This window comes from Natronorubrum amylolyticum, assembly GCF_052040145.1.
Lineage (GTDB): Archaea > Halobacteriota > Halobacteria > Halobacteriales > Natrialbaceae > Natronorubrum.
In genome coordinates this window covers 958,213-975,394 of the sequence record NZ_JBPPFW010000002.1, presented here as the reverse complement: position 1 = coordinate 975,394, position 17,182 = coordinate 958,213, and the positions used below count along the sequence as shown (strand labels likewise).

The window sequence follows — 17,182 nt, the reverse complement described above, 5'->3', positions numbered from 1 at the left end:
ATCCGATAGCCCGAGTATGAGTACGGACCGGAACGTCTACGGGACCGACCTCGAGCCCTGTAGCACCGATCCATCGACCGGCTTTCTCCGGGACGGCTGCTGTCGCCGCGTCGAATCGGACCGAGGCCGTCACGAGATCTGTGCCGTGATGACCGAGGAGTTCCTGCGGTTCAGCAGCGCTCGGGGGAACGACCTCGTCACGCCGAAACCCGAGTTCCCCGGTCTCGAGCCTGGGGACCGGTGGTGTCTCTGTCTCGGGCGATGGATAGAGTCGGTCGAGGCCGACTGTGCACCGCCGGTGGTCCTCGAGGCGACTCACGAGGCCGTCCTCCGCGATGTCGAGCCGGATCTGCTGCGAGAGCACGAGTACGAGCGCAGCGAACGCGGCGGAGGAGACGCGGACGAAGGTGCGTCCACAGACGGGTTCGAGACAGAGTAGTTCGCAATCGACCGTCGGATCGGACGACCGGAGACGACCGGCGGGGGAATACCCTTTATGTGGCGGGTTCTAATCGGACGCCAATGAGCGATGGATCGTCACAGGGAAGCGCCGCGGACGCGTTCGCCGAGCGAGCGCAGGCGGAGTACGGCGACTCGATCCGTCACCTCGTCGTCTTCGGTGACGCGGTCCGAGGTGACGACCACGGCATGCACACGGAGTGGGAGGCGCTGGTCGTCCTCGAGGACCACGACGAGGCCGCCGAACAGCAACTCGAGGGACTCGGCGAGCGCGTCGGTCTCGAACACGGGGTCGTCACCTCGGTCTACGTGCTGCCGGTCGAGCGGTTCGAAGCCAGCCAGGATCATCCGTTCGTGCGGACGGCGTTCGAAGAAGGGCGGTCGTATGTGTAGGCGACGACGGGCCGGCGATCCCGTGTACCGAGCCGTAACGGACGAGCGAGTCAGGAGGGTACCGGACTCCCGCGGAGGACGACGCTGACCATGCGCGTCACCCTGCTCGGAACCGGCGACACGACCGGGACGCCCACCGTCGGCTGTGACTGTGACACCTGCGAGACCGCCCGCGAGCGCGGTATCGAGCGGACCAGATTTTCGGTTCACGTGGAGAACGAACGCACCGAGGAGTCGCTGCTGATCGACTTCAGCCCCGACTTTCGGTACCAGTTCCTGCGTGACGACGTCCCGCTGCCCGACGCCGCCATCGTCACGCACATCCACTTCGATCACCTCGACGGACTCGGCAACGTCTTTCGCGTCTTCGACTCCCTCGACGTCTACGCGGCGAACGAAACCGACCCCAAAACGGGCAAGAGCGTCGCCGAGACGGTCCGAGCGGACTACCACTACCTCGAGCCGATCGACGTCCACCCGACGACGCCTCTCGAGTCGGTTCGGATCTGTGGCTTCGACGTGACGCTGGTCCCGGTCGAACACCCGCCGCTGCTGTGTTACGGCGTCGCAATCGAGGCTCCCGAGACGGGCGCGAAACTGTCGCTCTCGGGCGATACAAGCTACAACGTTCCGGCGAACTCTCGCGAGGTCCTCAGCGACCCCGACTTGTTGCTCGCGGACGGCATCGTCCCCGCACACCTCTGTGAGTACCACCCGATCGGCGGCCGCCACGAGAACGAGGCGGGCGTTCCCCGGACGTTCGGAACGAAACACATGACTCGAGAGGGCGCGCTCGAACTGGCCGACGAACTGAACGCCGAGCGAACGCGACTGGTCCACCTCGCACACTACTACCCGGCCGACGAGGCGTTCGAGGAGCCGCTGGCGATCGACGGCGAGCAGTACGTGCTGTAAGCCGTGTCCGACCGACTCGAGAGCTGGTGATGCAGGGTACAACTGTGCGGATAGCCGTGACTGTGACCGTTTCCTGTGCGTTCGAGAACAGTTCGGATGGTGTAATTCATAACCGTCAGTTCCGTGTATGGGTACATGGAACCGAGCGTGTCATCGATACGTAGCGGAGTCGATGGGGTAGACGCTATTCTCTGCGGCGGTCTCGTCACCGGCCGAATGTATCTCATTCAGGGCCAGCCGGGTACCGGCAAGACGCTGCTCGGCATGCACTTTCTCGAGGAGGGGATCGAGGCGGGCGAGACGGTACTGTTCATTCACAGCGAGGAGTCTCGCGAGGAGATCCTCGCGAACGGGGCCGCAATCGGCATCGACATCTCCGAGGCGGAATTTCTCGACCTGGGACCCGACTCCGAGTTCTTCATCGAGGACTACTCCTATGATCTGGTCAATCCGAGCGATATCCAGCAGGATCGGTACACGCAGGACATTCACGACGCCATCCGCGAAATCGACCCGGACCGTGTCGTGGTCGATCCGATCACGCAACTGCGATACGTCGAGGCGAACGACCACCAGTTTCGAAAGCGCATCCTCTCGTTTATGCGCTTTCTCAAGCAGCGCGACGTAACCGTGATCGCGACGGCGACGTCGGCCACCGGACAGGAGTACGATACGGAGATCCGCTCGCTCAGTGACGGGATTCTCGAACTCACTCGAGGCGATAGCGGCCGTCGGATCAAAGCCGCGAAACACCGCGCACGCGGCCAGATGGAGGGAGATCACGGGATGGAGATCCGCGGCGATGGTCTCGAGGTATTTCCGCAGTTGATTCCCGAACGGGCCGACGGACAGGCCGCGCGGGACCGTCGCTTCGAATCCGAGCGTGTCCAGTTCGGTATCGACGAACTCGATGACCTGATCGGCGGCGGTTTCGAGCAAGGGACCGTGACGTTCATCAGCGGTCCGACGGGGACCGGAAAGACGTCGACTGGTACGCAGTTGCTGTGTCAGGCGGCCGCAAGTGGTCTTCAGTCGGCGGTCTACCTCTTCGAAGAGGACGGGCGCACGTACAACCACCGATCGGAATCGATCGGCATGCCGGTCGAACAATTGCGCGAGGAGGGGGCGCTCGCGGTGACCGAAGTCGAACCGCTCACGCGCTCGGGCGAGGAGTTCGCCCACATGGTCAAACAGCAGGTAGACGAACAGGGGACGGACATCGTGATGATCGACGGGATCGACGGCTACACGGTCTCGCTGCAGGGACAGGAGTCCGAACTCGTGCGGAAACTGCACGCGCTGACTCGGTATCTGAAGAGCCGCGGCGTGACGGTGATCATCACGAACGAGATATCCGAAATCACGGGCATCTCCAGGGCGACGAGCGGAGATTTGAGCTATATCGCGGACAATCTCATGTTCCTGAGCTACGTCGAGATGGACGGCAGCCTCCGAAAGGTCATCGGCGTGTTGAAAAAGCGCACCGGCGGGTTCGAACACAGTCTCCGCGAGTTCGAAATCACGTCGAACGGAATCCACGTGGGTGAACCACTGACGGGTCTCTACGGAATTCTTCAGGGATCCCCGAGAACGAGCGGTCCCGCGAACAGTACCCGAACCGAATGACGGGACCAGTCATCGGACGCCGGTTCGCCGGTTCCCACCCATGACGGCCGCCGACCAGCGGGGAACGATTCGGTTACTCATCGGCGAAGCGGGCAATCGTGCTGCGGTCGAGGCGCTGCTCGAGGGACACTACGAGGTCGAGACCGAGCAGGCGGTCGGCGAGGCCGACTGCTATCTCATCGACGATCACACGTTCCCCGAGTATCACCGCGACTTGCGCGAGCGCGTCGAAGAGAGCTATCCGGTCTTCTGTCCGGTCATCGTTATCCGTCGCCGGGACAGCAGGCTTCGGATCTCGCTTCCGGATCCGGACGAGCGCGAGCCACCCCTGCTCGTCGACGAAATCGTCGATGCGCCGATCGATCGAAACGTTCTCTTTCGGCGGCTGAACACCCTTCTCACCCGTCGGTCGCAGTCGAAAGAGCTCCGCCACTACATCGCGAGACTCGAGGAGTCCAACAGATCCCTCGAGCAGTTCGCCTACGCGGCCTCACACGACCTGCAAGAGCCCCTGCGGATGGTCTCGAGCTACCTGCAACTCATCGAGCAGCGGTACGGCGCCGAACTGGACCAGGATGCCGACGAGTTTCTCGCGTTCGCGATCGACGGCGCCGATCGAATGAGCGCGATGATCGACGGCCTGCTCGAGTACTCGCGGGTCGACTCGGAGGGAGATCCGCTCGAGCCGACGGACCTGAACGCGGTGCTCGAGGACGCGCTCACGGATCTGATGGTCATGCTCGAGGAGCACGACGCCGACGTCCGGGTCGAACCGCTGCCCCGCGTCGAGGGCGACCCCGACCAGCTTCGGCAGCTGTTCCAGAACCTGCTGTCGAACGCGATCGAGTACAACGGCACCGGTACGCCGGAGATCAGAATCGAAAGCGAGCGAGTCGGCTCGCGGTGGCGCCTGTCGGTCAGCGACGACGGGATCGGTATCGAACCCGGCGACCAAGAGCGGATCTTCGAGATCTTCCAGCGGCTCCACAGCCACGAAGAACACGCCGGCACCGGGATCGGCCTCGCCCTCTGTAAGCGGATCGTCGAGCGCCACGACGGCCGGATCTGGGTGGAGTCCGAGCCAGGCGAGGGAGCGACGTTCACGTTCACGCTCCCCGCGGTCGACGGGCCGTGAGAAACCACCCCTCGATAGGTCGAGAACTCAAGAGGCTGGAGCCCGTATCTCGGCCATGGAGTGGACCAGGCGACGGGTAGTCGGGACGACCGTGGCGGCGATCGCCCTTGCCGGTTGTCTCGGTGAGGACAGTGCCGACGATGGAGGCGAAAATCCGGGGGACGACGACGGGGACGAGAGCGGGAACGGAGCCGATCGCGACGCCGAGTCGGTTCTCGAAGCGCGCGACCTCGAGGACCACACCGGCGAAGAGACCGTCGAGATCAGGGTCGATCCCGACGGAGGCGGCTTCGAGCCCAACGCGCTCGAGATCGATCAGGACACCGTCCTCGAGTGGACCTGGGAGGGGGCGAGTACCGGTATCTATCCGATCGACATCCCGCCGGAGTGCGTCTGGGACGAGGACGTCGACGAGGACTCCGTCGACGACCAGGAGGCGGGCTACCAGTACGATCGACTCTTCTGGGCCGATGGCGCGTATCTCTACGGCAGCCGCGACGCGGACGGCGAGGAGTTCACGGGCGCGTTTCGGGTTCTCGAGGGCGACGACTAGTTCTCGGATCGAGTCGATAGACGGGTCGGCGCTGTGAAACGGATCGTTCGTAAATGGGGCGCACGCTGGCGACTGGCCGAGCAAACGCGAGGCCAGTCGCTGAAACCGTGCGAGGTCTTCGTGAGGGTCGCGAACGAAGGCCTGGAAGACGCTTTGCGTCTTCCTCTGGATGAGCGAGCGACCGGAGGGAGTGAGCGAATCGGCTGGGGAGGACGTGGCGATTCCCTGTTGCCACGGGAGCAGAACACTCGATATCGTCCTGATCTCTTTCTGTCACACCGTACAGTAAGCACAACGAGCGAACAGCCTACCCGAACTGATCCAGCCCCGACTGCCGATGCCGTTTCCCGTCCGGATCGGCAGTCCAGGGCGTTCGACGGTCGCGCTCGGACTCGAGGTCCGCCGGCGGCGGCGACTCCGACTCCGAAACGGGCTCGTACCCTCCACACGAGGGCCCACACTCAGAGCCAGCGTCGACGACCCGTCCCTTCCACGCACAGTAGGGCAGCGTCGCACCGCTCGAGTCATCCGGCTGACTAACCCCACACGCCGGAAACGCGTACGTTCGCCACCCCTTGCCGTAGGCTCGCTCGGCGATTCGACGCCGCTTGCGGGCCTTCGCGTCGGGGGAAACGACGGCGATGTCGGTTCGGCCGGGGTGGAACTCGAGGGGTTCGATGCCCGACTCGTCGACGGCAAGCGGGTCGGATTCCCGAATCACCTCGATCTCAACTCCGTCCTCGTCCTCCGCACTCGCATCTTCGCGATGCACACGCCAGACGCCGACCGCCTCGGGGATCCGGTTCAGGTGGGCGCGCGTGACGTAGCTCTCCGTCGCGAGGATGATCTCGTCGACCACCGCGAGGCTGACATCGGTTCGGAGTTGGGCCTCGAGATCCCCCGGCCGACCCAGATCGGGCTTGTTCTCGACACCGATGATGCGGTCGTACCAGTCCGGATAGCGGGCCACCTGTCGGACGTACTCGCGGCCCTTGCGGCGTTCGCGTTCGAAAAAGCCGACCTCGCAGGCCCGGTCGACGGCGCGTCGAGCCCGATCGGGGTGGCAGTCGAAGGCGTCCTTCCAGTAGCGCGCCCGGCCGGTCCCCACGTCGGCCTCGATGGCCGCGTCCGGAACGGCGGCGCTCGAGAGGGCGACGCGGTCGTCGAACGCGGGCCCCGGCTCGACGCAGACCACGTCGAGAATTCGCCCGCCGGGATCGGCGACGCTCGCGCCGAGCTGGCGGGCGAGAATCCCCTCGCGACGCGACTCGAGGTGGGCACACAGCTCGAGTTCGAACGCGAACTCACTCACGTCCCTCGAGAGGGGGGCCAGCGGGAAAAAGCGCGCGGAAATCGGCGTATCGGGGCCGGCTCGCCGTTCAGTCGATCGATTCGACGGTCGTCTCGAGCACCGCGAGATCCGCGTCCAGCGTGGCGTGGAGCTCGTCGCCCGCGAGCGGGACGCAGACCCGGAGTCGGATCGGGTCGCGGTCGACGACGGTGGTGTAGTCGTCGGAGACGCACCACGGCAGCGTCCAGTAGGGACGCTCGTCGAGGGAGACGCCGCGCTCGCGGTGGAAGCCGACGACTTGCGAGTGATCGAGCAGTCGGAGACCGGGCGCCGAGCAGAGCGTGTGGCCACACTGGACGCACTCGTGATCGATACGTACCGTGGCCCCGAGACAGCAGTCGTCGTCCTCGACGACGCTCGACTCGACGCGACCGCTGCACTCCGGGCAGACGCCGTCGGCCGCGAGACAGTGGAGGTGTTTCACCCGCTGGTCGAAGGCCGCGGCAACTTCGTCTCGCGTTCGGTCGTTCAGCCCGCCCGGCGGGAAGCCGTACTCGCCGTGGCCGTGGCCGCAGTCGCGACAGCCGATGGCGAGCCGTTCGTCCCGATAGCGGGCCTCGAGCGGCCCGTCGCAGGCGACACACGAGCCCTCGACCGGGAACGGATCGATCGTCGGGTGCTCGTTGAACGAGCCGGCGATCACCGATCGGACGACCTTCTCGCCGGCGTGTTTGAAGTCGTAGCCGTCCTCGGTCTGAACCACGAACTGACCGAGCAGCTTCTGGAGGTGGTAGTTAAACTGCGCCGAATCGCGCATCCCGACCTCGCGTCGCAGCGCCGAAAACGCGACCGGGCGGTCGTCGGCCAGCCACAGCGCCTCGAGGATCGCGAGGCGAGTCTCGTTGCCGATCAACGCGAAGGCGTCCGCCGGATCGAGACAGTCGGTGCACGCGAGGGGAGTCTCGCGTTCGCTCGAGGCGTCAGACTTACTCATACGTTCGCATATGTGACCAGTTAACATAACCGTTCCCTGAACGACGTTTTTGTAACGATGGTGATACTAAGAGGAGGGCACATCAGGGACGCGGTGCTGCCTTCTGCAGCGCCGTCTCGGCGACGTTACCGCCGTAGTCGGCGCTTCGGGAGAGCGAGTCGAGGATCAGGCCGAGCGACTGGGCCTGGACGGGATCGAGTTCGCGCAGCATGTCGTCGATCGTCCGCGTGTGCTCGTCGATCTCGAGGACGGACTCGAGCGCCTCGTGGCCCAACTTCGTCGCTTCATCGCTGTCCTCGGCGAAGAGGGCGTCCATCGACTGCTCGAGGATCGTCGACGCATCGGCGTGTAACTCGAGCAGTGCGTCGGCGACGTCCTCCGGAACGTCGTCGAGTTTGCGGGCAAGCTGGCTGATTTTGACGGCGTGGTCGGCGACGCGCTCGAGTTGGCGCGCGCTCGAGTGAAAGTCGAAGCAGTCCTCGCGGGAGACGCCGAGCCCCTCGGCGGCACGGGGCGACCGGAGCGTCGCGCGGAAGATCCGAGAGACGACGAGGAAGAGCCGGTCGACGTCGTCGTCGCGCTCGATGACGTCGCGAGCGATGTCGTCGTCGTTCTCGACGAGGGCCGTGACGGCGTCCGCGAGCATCGAGGTGGCGATCAGCCGCATCCGGCTCACGGCGTTGACGATCGAGAGTTCCGAGGAGTCGAGGAGATCTTGGACGACGACGGAGTCGCTTCCCTCCTCGACGACTTCGACGCCGACGAGGCCCTGGACCGCGCTGCGAATCGCCCGTCGCTGGTCGGTCGTGATCCGCCCGGCTTCGAGACGGATAATGTCGAAGCCGCTGACGTACATCGTCAGGACGGCCCGGATCAACTGTTCGTCCTCGAGCGTGGCGATCTCGAGGGTTCCCTCCTGGTGATCCGTCTCGCGCTGTGGCGTGACGAGTAACGTATCGTCCTCGGAGTATATTTCGACGGTCGAACCGCTGCTGACACCGTTTTCGGTCGCCCACGACTTCGGGAGCGAGACCGTATACGTCGAGCCACCGGTCACCTGGACCTTGCGGGTCTCCATACGAAGCGCATTCTATGCCTGGACTATAAATCTACCCGGATCTATAGAGACAATCTACTATCTCCTACCTCGGGAACTAAGCGACTACAATACCGTACGTAGCCATCATAGGCAGATGTACTTCTCTGCAGTTAGCCGTACTCGAACGTATGCCTATATAGAAATTGGCTCGGATGGGGAAGCGCGATAGCAGCTCAGAGCCACGTTCCAAACCGTGATCCGGTGTGCGTCGATCGCGGGTAATATCCACTGTCGAGCCGAACCGATCCTCGAAACTGAATCCGAGTAACTGTGGTGGTATGTGGCGTCTATCCGCCGGAATCTAACTGGTGTCGAACGGCAGAGTCGATCACTACTGCGAGCTATAGTCGGCTATGTACTGGTATATCGAGAACAGTGAGTACCTATATAGATAATAGCATCCTCTTTATACAATCTGGACTACCCTCCAGGTGATGACGGACAACACGTCCGAAACCGGTGGTATCGGGATGACATCACGACGTCGGCTCCTCGCTGGAACCGGCGCGGCTGGGATCGCGCTCATCGCGGGCTGTAGTGCGGGCGGAGATGGCCCGTCCGGGACCATCGATGCATCCGGATCGAACACCGTCGCCCCGATTACCTCGTGGGCGGGGGAGAACTTCGAAAACGAGTATCCCGACGTTTTGGTCGACGTCGCTCCGGAGGGAACCGGCGCGGGTTTCCAGGAGTTCTGTCGCGGTAACTCCGCGGTTCAGAGTGCAAGCCGCCAGATTACCGAAGACGAGATCGACCTCTGTGAGGAAGAAGACGTCGACTACGGCTTCCTCGAGGTCGGTCTCGACGGATTGTCGGTCGTGAAGAACTCCGAAAACGACTGGGTCGACAACATCACGCTCGACGAACTGCAGCAGATCTGGGAGTTCGAGTCGGATGTCGAGACGTGGAGCGACGTTCGCTCCGAGTGGCCCGACGAGGAGATTCAGCTCCACGCGCGTGACGACGCGTCGGGGACGTTCGACTACTTCACCGAGGCGATCAACGGCGAGCTGGGGAACATCCGCGACGACTACTCGGCGACGAGTCAGACCAACGAGATCATGAACGCCGTTGCCAGCAACGAACATGGCTTCGGCTGGGGCGGCCTGGGCTACCTCCGGGACATCGAGGACGATCAGCCGATCGAAGCGGTTCCCGTCGAAAGCGATGCGGACGGCGAGTTCTACTTGCCCGAACAGGAAAACATCGAAGAAGGGACCTACTCGCCGCTCGCCCGTCCGCTGTTCGCGTTTATCAACCTCGCAAGCCTCGAGGAAGAACCCGATCTCATCGGTTCGTTTGCTCGCTTCTACGTCAACGGCCAACACGAGTTCGCACGCGACGAAGGGTTCTACGCGACGACCGACGAGGCACAGGAGGAGAACCACGACAAAATCGACGACTGGCTCGACCAGGTCGGTGCCGATCCGGACGAACTCACCGTGCAGCGAGAGTAACCGAAGAGGCACACGATGAGCACTGAAACCGACCCCGGACCGGGAATTACCGGCGAGACTGCTCGAGACGCCATCGAGTCGAATCGCCGGGCACGGCGCATCCTCTTCGGGTGTGCGTCGATCACGGTCCTTACGACGCTCGCGATTTTTTTCGTACTGTTCGACAACGCCGCCAGCTACTTTTTCGGTGCGCGGCTCACCGAGATGGTCATGGGGGCGAGCGTCGAACGGACGGTCACGTTCACCGAGTTCTTCACCGGAACGCGGTGGGCGCCGTCCCACGCGACGCCATCTCACGGGGCACTCCCGATCATCTTCGGGACGCTCGCGATCACCGTCGGCGCGGCGTTCGTCTCGATTCCGATCGGCACCGCAACGGCGATCTACCTCTCGGAGTACGCGTCACCCGGCGTCCGTTCGAAGCTCAAACCGACGCTCGAGATCCTCGCCGGAATTCCAACGATCGTCTACGGCTACTTCGCGATCGCGTTCATCAACCCGGTCATCCTCGGTCCGATCGCCAGTACGCTGTTCGATATCAACATCGGTCGATATAGTCTCCTTTCGGGGATGCTCGTCGTCGGGATCATGACGATTCCGATGGTGTCTTCGATCAGCGAGGACGCGATGGCCGCGGTGCCGGATGACCTCAGAAACGGGGCGTACGCCCTCGGGGCGACGAAGTACGACGTCTCGACGCGGATCGTGCTGCCGGCGTCGATCTCGGGCGTCTTTGCATCGTACATTCTCGCCGTCTCACGAGCGATCGGCGAGACGATGGCCGTGACGCTCGCTGTCGGGTACAACGCGAACATCACCGCCAACCCGTTCGACGAGGTGATGACGATGACGGCGTACATGGTCTCGCGGGCTCGCGGCACGTCCGCGGTCGGCACGGTCGACTACCAGAGCCTGTTCGCCGTCGGATTGCTGTTGTTCATCATGACGCTGACGATGAATCTACTCAACGATTGGTTCAAACGACGCTTCCAGGAGGAGTACCGATGAGCACTGACACCGACGGGAAGCTGTTCACCGACATCGACCTCGGGTGGGAACACCGGAAGAACCGAATCTTCCTCGCGGTCATCTTCGCCGCGTCGATGTTCGGCGTCGTCATGCTGGCACTGTTGTTGCTCGACGTGATTACCGACCTCTACACCGGGCTGACGGAGTACAACATCAGTCTCGTCGAGTTCTTCACTCGAGACGGCTCGCGCCGCGAAGAGCTGTCCGGATTCAGGGGGGCGATCATCGCCTCGATCATGCTGATGATCATCACCGCGGTGCTGTCGTTTTTCGTCGGCGTCGGCTCGGCGATCTATCTCGAAGAGTACGCACCGGACACCCGAACCACGCGGCTCATCGAAGCGAACCTCGCGAACCTCGCCGGCGTTCCGTCGATCGTCTACGGACTGCTCGCGCTGGCAGCGTTCGTCAACGGGATCGGTCTCGGCCCGGTCCTGCTTGCCGGCTCAATCGCGCTCGCGCTGTTGGTGATGCCGATTATTATCGTTTCGACGCAGGAGGCGCTACGAGCGGTCCCAGACGGCGTCAGGAACGGGTCGTACGCGACCGGTGCGACGAAGTGGCAGACCATCCGCGAGGTCGTCCTACCGGCCGCGATGCCCGGCATCATGACGGGGACGATCCTCGCACTGGCGCGTGCGATCGGCGAAACGGCCCCGCTGATCATGGTCGGAGCACTGTTCACGAACCGCATCGCGTGGGGGCCGTTCGATCGCTTCAGCGCGATGCCGACCCAGATTTACAACTGGGCAGCTGAACCGAGTCAACACTTCATCCATCTCGCCGCAACCGGGATCGCCGTGTTGCTCGTCTTCATGTTCGCCATGAACGGGATCGCGATCTATCTTCGAAACAAGTACGAGACGGAGCTCTAACATGGCTACAGAGAAAGACAACGAACGGAGCGCAGACGAACGCTCGCTTATCACCACCGAGGTAACGGCAGAGGCAACCAGCCGGGGTGATAGCCGGATGGAGTCCGTCATCACCACGACGGGTCTCGACGTCTACTACGGCGATGAACAGGCGCTTGACGGAATCGATATCGGCATTCCGGAACACCGAGTGACGGCGATTATCGGCCCCTCTGGCTGTGGAAAGTCGACCTTCCTGCGCTGTATCAACCGAATGAACGACCAGATCGACAGCTGTCGCGTCGACGGGACGCTCGGATTCCACGGGAAGAACGTCTACGACGACGACGTCGATCCCGTCGCCCTGCGACGCAAGATCGGGATGGTCTTCCAGAAACCGAACCCGTTCCCGAAATCGATCTACGACAACGTCGCCTACGGGCTTCGCGTACAGGGTCTCGAGGACCAAATTGATCTCGACGAGGAAGTCGAGCGGGCGCTGCGCGGTGCTGCCCTCTGGGACGAAGTGAACGACCAACTCGACTCGAGCGGACTCGACCTCTCGGGCGGGCAACAGCAGCGACTCTGTATCGCTCGCGCCATCGCACCCGACCCCGAGGTCATCCTGATGGACGAGCCGACGTCGGCGCTCGACCCCGTCGCGGCGTCGAAGATCGAGGACCTGATCGACGACCTCGCCCGCGAGTACACGGTCGTCATCGTCACCCACAACATGCAGCAGGCGGCCCGAATCTCCGATAAGACCGCCGTCTTCCTCACCGGCGGGAACCTCGTCGAGTACGACGAGACGGCGACGATCTTCGAGAACCCCGAGCACGACCGCGTCGAGGACTACATCACCGGCAAATTCGGCTAACTATGGCACGAAACGACTACCAACAGCAACTGGCGGCACTGCGCGAGCGCGTCCTCGAGATGAGCGACCTCGTCTGTCACCGCCTCGAACGGGCGCTTTCTGCCCTCGAGACGAAAGACGACGAACTCGCCGAACAAATCATCGCAGGCGACCACGAGATCAACGAACTGTATCTTGAGATCGAGCAGACGTGTATCGACCTATTTGCCCTGCAACAGCCCGTCGCGGGCGATCTCCGCTTCATCGCCGCCTCGTTCAAGATCATCACCGATCTCGAGCGGATCGCCGATTTGGCGGTTAATCTCGGCGAGTACACCCTACAGGCAGAGCGGGATCGCTACTCCGAAATCGACATCGGCTATATCGGCACCCAGACAGTCGAGATGGTCGAGATGGCGATGGACGCCTACGCGGACGACGATCCCGAAACGACCCACGATATCGCGGCCCTGGACGACGAAATCGACGCGCTCTGTGAGAACGCGAGTCAGATCGTCGTTCGGAGCGTCCTCGAAGCCGAGGCGACGGCCACCGCGGGCGTCGAGGACGAAGCGTTGCTCGACGACGTCTCGCGGATGTTACTGACGATCCGCGACCTGGAGCGCGTCGGCGACCACGCGGTCAACATCGCCGCGCGAACGCTGTACATGGTCGAGAACGACGACGAACTGATCTACTGAGCGATGAGCCAGCACTCCGTCTCCGACGATTCGTCCGATCCCGTCGAGCGAAAGATTCAGTTGACCGGTAACTCCACGTTCGTTGTCTCGCTGCCGAAGGAGTGGGCGGTCGATCAGGGCCTCGAGTCCGGCGCGTCGATGTACCTCTATCCGCACGACGACCGGGTTATCGCGGCTCCGGAACACGTCTCGAGGCGGGATCGATCGGTGACGATCGACGCGACGGACGGCGACGAGCAAGCGCTGTTGCAACGGGTTCGGGCGGCGTATGCGACGGGCTCCGATCGAATCACCGTCACGGGAGTGGCCGATCTCGAGACCGACTCGCGACGAGAACTCGAGCGAACCGTTGGTCGACTCATCGGCATCGAAATACAGGAGACGACCGACGACCGGCTCACCGTCGTGAACCTGCTCGACACCGGTGAGGTCTCGCTCCCGCAGACGGTTGCCCAGGCGCGCCAGCTCGCGCTCGAGCTGTACGACGACGCGATCGAGGCGCTCCTGTGTGACGACGACGAACTCGCGCGACGAGTCCGGAGCCGGGACGACGACGTCGACCGGCTGTTCGCGTTCGTCAGCCGGGGCTTTCACCGCGGGCTCGAGGACGTCCGAGACATCGGCCAACTGGGGACCGATCGAACGGTCGCCTTTCGCGAGTATCGGACGGCCCGCCAGCTCGAGCGACTCGCCGACCGCGCGGACCGAATCGCCGCCGTCGCGCTGGATCAGTCCGGCCCGCCCGACGATGCGCTTCGGGACGGGATCGACTCCGTCGCGGCCGATATCCGGCGGCTGCTCGAGGCCGCCCTCTCGGGCGAGAATCGGGCGGCGAGCGACGCGTACGCCGCCGTCGACGAGGGCCTCGAGGACCTCACCCAGCGCGCGTACGCCCGCTGTGAGACCGACGCGTGTCTGTACAGTCCGCTCCTCTCGAGCCTCCGTCAGCTGGCCGAGATCGGTCTCACGATCGTCGAAACCGGGATCGAAGCGGGACTCGAAGAGTGAGAGTGGCTCCGTTTGGCAGTTCACGCGCGACCAGCGGGCTCCGACAGCGATCACAGACGATCAGCAGTCGCGGGTACTTCTGTATGGTGGGCATGCGTAGCCGACGAATGGACGGAACCGCGCACAAAACGAACTAGGAGGCGTCCCGAGGGGTACGGAGCGCTATTGATGGCCACGTCGAAACGCCGCCCGTCGTCGGAACCGGCTCGAGCGAGGAACGTGGCCGACGCCGGGCGCGATTCGTGCCGGCGTTCGACGCGAGTAGTCACTCGTCCAGTCAGTCACCGTGACGTCCGTGATCCGCTGCAGGAACCGTCGTCACCCCGATCCGGAGAGCGCAGAACAGTAGGTTTATCAAGCGCACGGGGATAGGCCTACCTAAGATTACTTACCGTCTTATGGCAGGAACTCAACAACCGGAGGTGAACATCGGGCTCGTCGGTCACGTCGACCACGGCAAGACGACGCTAGTCCAGGCGCTCAGCGGCTCCTGGACTGACCAGCACTCGGAGGAGATGAAACGCGGGATCTCCATCAGGCTGGGCTACGCGGACGCGACGTTCCGTCACTGCGAGGGAGCCGAGGAACCCGAGTGTTACACCGTCGAGGAGGAGTGTCCGGACGGCTCCGAGAGCGAGCCGCTGCGGACCGTGTCGTTCGTCGACGCCCCGGGGCACGAGACCCTGATGGCGACGATGCTCTCTGGTGCCTCGTTGATGGACGGCGCCGTGCTGGTCGTCAGCGCCAGCGAGTCCGTCCCACAGCCCCAGACCGAAGAGCACCTGATGGCGCTCGACATCATCGGCATCGACAACATCGTCATCGCCCAGAACAAGGTCGACCTCGTCGATAGCGAGACGGCTCGAGACAACTACGAGCAGATCCAGGAGTTCGTCGAAGGGACGGTCGCCGAAGGCGCGCCAGTCGTTCCCGTCTCGGCCGGCCAGGAGGTCAACATGGACCTGCTAATTCAGGCGATCGAGGAGGAGATCCCGACGCCGGAGCGGGATCCCGACGCCGATCCGCGGATGCACGTCGCCCGCAGTTTCGACATCAACAAACCGGGGACGACCTTCGAGGATCTCGCCGGCGGCGTCCTCGGCGGCAGCCTGGTGCAGGGCGAGCTCTCGGTCGACGACGAGATCGAGATCAAACCCGGCCGCGAGGTCGAAGAGGGTGGCCAAACCGAGTACGTCCCGATCGAGACGACGATCCGTTCGCTGCAAGCCGGCGGCGAGACGGTCGACACCGTCAGCCCAGGCGGCCTGCTCGGCGTCGGAACCGGACTCGATCCGGCGCTGACGAAAGGCGACGCGCTGGCCGGCCGGCTGGCCGGTCCGCCCGGTTCGCTCCCGCCGACGTGGCAGGAGTTCACGATGAAGGTCGACCTGCTCGAGCGCGTCGTCGGCGCCGAAAGCGGCGAGACGGTCGACGAGATCAGCACCGGCGAACCGCTGATGATGACCGTCGGGACGGCGACGACCGTCGGCGCGGTCACCAGCGCTCGCGAGGGCGAGTGCGAGGTCAACCTCAAGCGGCCGGTCGCCGCCGAACCAGGGGCAAAGATCGCGATCAACCGCCGTATCGGCGCGCGCTGGCGGCTGATCGGACTCGGAACGCTCACGGAGTAACGCCGACGGAAGACGAATGAGCACGCCGACGCGGGTCGCACTCGATACGAGTGCCCTCATGATGCCGGTCGAACTCGACGTCCGGTTGTTCGACGAACTCGACCGACTCGTCGATTCGTACGAGCCCACGATACCGCAGGCCGTCGTGGAAGAACTTCGGCGCCTTTCCGAGAAGGGCGGCACCGAAGGGACGGCCGCGAACGTCGGGCACGACCTGGCGACCGAACGCTGTCTCGTCGTCGACACGGAGGCGTCGTACGCCGACGACGCGTTAGTCGAACTCGCCCGCGAGGGAGGAGTCGACTACGTCGTCACGAACGACCGTCCGCTGGGCGACCGGATACTCGCGGCGAGCGTACCGGTAATTGCATTACGCGGGAGAAACAAGTTAGCGATCACTCAACCATAGATGTACAAGCGGGTCACCTTAACGGACACGGTAGAAGTACCGCCCGAGGAGCTCGGCGACGTTTCGCCGGACCTCGTGAAGCGACTGCTGCAGGACAAACTCGAGGGACGAATGGACGAAGAGGTCGGCAGCATCGTCTCCGTCACCGACGTCGACGATATCGGTGAAGGGACGGTACTGCCGAACCGGCCGGGCGTCTACTACGAGGCCACGTTCGACGCCGTCACGTTCGATCCACAGATGCAGGAAGTCGTCGACGGCACCGTCGTCGAGGTCGTCGAGTTCGGCGCCTTCGTCGGGATCGGTCCCGTCGACGGACTCCTCCACGTCTCTCAGATCAGCGACGAGTATCTCGCCTACGACGGCGAGAACCAGCAGCTCGCCTCGAACGAATCTAACCGGACGCTGGGCGTCGAAGACGCCGTCCGCGCACGGATCGTCACCAAGAGCATCGACGAGCGCAATCCGCGCGACTCGAAGATCGGCCTGACGGCCAAACAGCCGGGGCTCGGCAAGCACGGCTGGCTCGAGGAAGACCACGAGAAGCAGGAAGCGGCTGCGGGTGAATAACCATGGCATCGGATCGGCTCGTCTGTCGCGAGTGCCACCGGGTCAACGAACCGGACAACGAAACCTGCGACGCCTGTAACTCCTCGTCGCTGACCGAGGACTGGGCCGGCTACGTCGTCATCGCCCACCCCGAGGAGAGCCAGATCGCGACCGAGATGCAGGTCACGGAACCCGGCGCGTACGCGCTGAAAGTCCGGTAGCC

19 protein-coding genes are annotated in these 17,182 nt (G+C 63.7%); 16 read left to right on the top strand and 3 right to left on the bottom strand.

What is annotated here, in order from left to right:
• Nucleotides 1-16 precede the first annotated feature (16 nt).
• From ACSFDB_RS11005 to ACSFDB_RS10980, 6 genes are all read left to right on the top strand, one after another.
• A complete protein-coding gene (locus tag ACSFDB_RS11005) occupies nt 17-439 on the top strand; it encodes a DUF2237 family protein (RefSeq protein ID WP_440771026.1) in 423 nt (140 codons plus the stop codon).
• An 83-nt stretch (nt 440-522) separates the two neighbouring features.
• On the top strand, nt 523-852 hold the full coding sequence (locus tag ACSFDB_RS11000) for a hypothetical protein (protein ID WP_440771025.1): 330 nt from the start codon (nt 523-525) through the stop codon (nt 850-852).
• A 90-nt stretch (nt 853-942) separates the two neighbouring features.
• Nucleotides 943-1,767, top strand: coding sequence for an MBL fold metallo-hydrolase (locus tag ACSFDB_RS10995; RefSeq protein ID WP_440771024.1), 825 nt, complete (start codon nt 943-945; stop codon nt 1,765-1,767).
• A 135-nt stretch (nt 1,768-1,902) separates the two neighbouring features.
• Entirely contained in the window at nt 1,903-3,393 is a 1,491-nt protein-coding gene (locus tag ACSFDB_RS10990; RefSeq protein ID WP_440771023.1) for an ATPase domain-containing protein, read from the top strand.
• Between the two features lie 40 nt (nt 3,394-3,433).
• The gene (locus ACSFDB_RS10985; RefSeq protein WP_440771022.1) at nt 3,434-4,528 is read left to right on the top strand and encodes a sensor histidine kinase; all 1,095 of its coding nucleotides are present in this window, start codon (nt 3,434-3,436) and stop codon (nt 4,526-4,528) included.
• A gap of 55 nt (nt 4,529-4,583) precedes the next feature.
• On the top strand, nt 4,584-5,081 hold the full coding sequence (locus ACSFDB_RS10980) for a cupredoxin domain-containing protein (RefSeq protein WP_440771021.1): 498 nt from the start codon (nt 4,584-4,586) through the stop codon (nt 5,079-5,081).
• 307 nt (nt 5,082-5,388) lie between these two features.
• Here ACSFDB_RS10980 and ACSFDB_RS10975 read toward each other — a convergent pair whose 3' ends face one another.
• The 3 genes from ACSFDB_RS10975 to ACSFDB_RS10965 form a co-directional block, all read right to left on the bottom strand.
• The gene (locus ACSFDB_RS10975; RefSeq protein ID WP_440771020.1) at nt 5,389-6,393 is read right to left on the bottom strand and encodes a DUF5787 family protein; all 1,005 of its coding nucleotides are present in this window, start codon (nt 6,391-6,393) and stop codon (nt 5,389-5,391) included.
• Between the two features lie 67 nt (nt 6,394-6,460).
• Nucleotides 6,461-7,366, bottom strand: coding sequence for a DUF7351 domain-containing protein (locus tag ACSFDB_RS10970; protein WP_440771019.1), 906 nt, complete (start codon nt 7,364-7,366; stop codon nt 6,461-6,463).
• An 82-nt stretch (nt 7,367-7,448) separates the two neighbouring features.
• A complete protein-coding gene (locus ACSFDB_RS10965) occupies nt 7,449-8,444 on the bottom strand; it encodes a PhoU domain-containing protein (protein WP_440771018.1) in 996 nt (331 codons plus the stop codon).
• Nucleotides 8,445-8,899: 455 nt separating this feature from the next.
• Between ACSFDB_RS10965 and ACSFDB_RS10960 the strand changes: the two genes are divergently transcribed.
• The 10 genes from ACSFDB_RS10960 to spt4 all read left to right on the top strand — a co-directional run bounded on the left by ACSFDB_RS10960 (nt 8,900) and on the right by spt4 (nt 17,180).
• Nucleotides 8,900-9,922 carry a PstS family phosphate ABC transporter substrate-binding protein gene (locus tag ACSFDB_RS10960; protein ID WP_440771017.1) on the top strand — a complete coding sequence of 341 codons (1,023 nt, stop codon included), beginning with the start codon at nt 8,900-8,902 and terminating at the stop codon, nt 9,920-9,922.
• A gap of 15 nt (nt 9,923-9,937) precedes the next feature.
• A complete protein-coding gene (pstC, locus tag ACSFDB_RS10955) occupies nt 9,938-10,930 on the top strand; it encodes a phosphate ABC transporter permease subunit PstC (protein WP_440771016.1) in 993 nt (330 codons plus the stop codon).
• Nucleotides 10,927-11,826: a phosphate ABC transporter permease PstA gene (pstA, locus tag ACSFDB_RS10950; RefSeq protein ID WP_440771015.1), complete on the top strand. Its 900-nt coding sequence runs from the start codon at nt 10,927-10,929 to the stop codon at nt 11,824-11,826. Before pstC ends, pstA begins: the two co-directional genes overlap by 4 nt.
• A 1-nt stretch (nt 11,827) precedes the next feature.
• On the top strand, nt 11,828-12,682 hold the full coding sequence (gene pstB, locus ACSFDB_RS10945) for a phosphate ABC transporter ATP-binding protein PstB (protein ID WP_440771014.1): 855 nt from the start codon (nt 11,828-11,830) through the stop codon (nt 12,680-12,682).
• Nucleotides 12,683-12,684: 2 nt separating this feature from the next.
• Nucleotides 12,685-13,362: a phosphate signaling complex protein PhoU gene (gene phoU, locus ACSFDB_RS10940; protein WP_440771013.1), complete on the top strand. Its 678-nt coding sequence runs from the start codon at nt 12,685-12,687 to the stop codon at nt 13,360-13,362.
• 3 nt (nt 13,363-13,365) lie between these two features.
• Nucleotides 13,366-14,370, top strand: a complete 1,005-nt coding sequence (locus ACSFDB_RS10935; RefSeq protein ID WP_440771012.1) for a PhoU domain-containing protein — start codon at nt 13,366-13,368, stop codon at nt 14,368-14,370.
• 398 nt (nt 14,371-14,768) lie between these two features.
• A complete protein-coding gene (locus ACSFDB_RS10930) occupies nt 14,769-16,001 on the top strand; it encodes a translation initiation factor IF-2 subunit gamma (RefSeq protein ID WP_440771011.1) in 1,233 nt (410 codons plus the stop codon).
• A gap of 16 nt (nt 16,002-16,017) precedes the next feature.
• The gene (locus ACSFDB_RS10925; protein ID WP_090311151.1) at nt 16,018-16,410 is read left to right on the top strand and encodes a type II toxin-antitoxin system VapC family toxin; all 393 of its coding nucleotides are present in this window, start codon (nt 16,018-16,020) and stop codon (nt 16,408-16,410) included.
• On the top strand, nt 16,411-16,980 hold the full coding sequence (locus ACSFDB_RS10920) for a DNA-directed RNA polymerase (protein WP_090311149.1): 570 nt from the start codon (nt 16,411-16,413) through the stop codon (nt 16,978-16,980).
• A gap of 2 nt (nt 16,981-16,982) precedes the next feature.
• Complete coding sequence (spt4, locus tag ACSFDB_RS10915) at nt 16,983-17,180, top strand: transcription elongation factor subunit Spt4 (protein ID WP_090311147.1); 198 nt, start codon at nt 16,983-16,985, stop codon at nt 17,178-17,180.
• Nucleotides 17,181-17,182 lie beyond the last annotated feature (2 nt).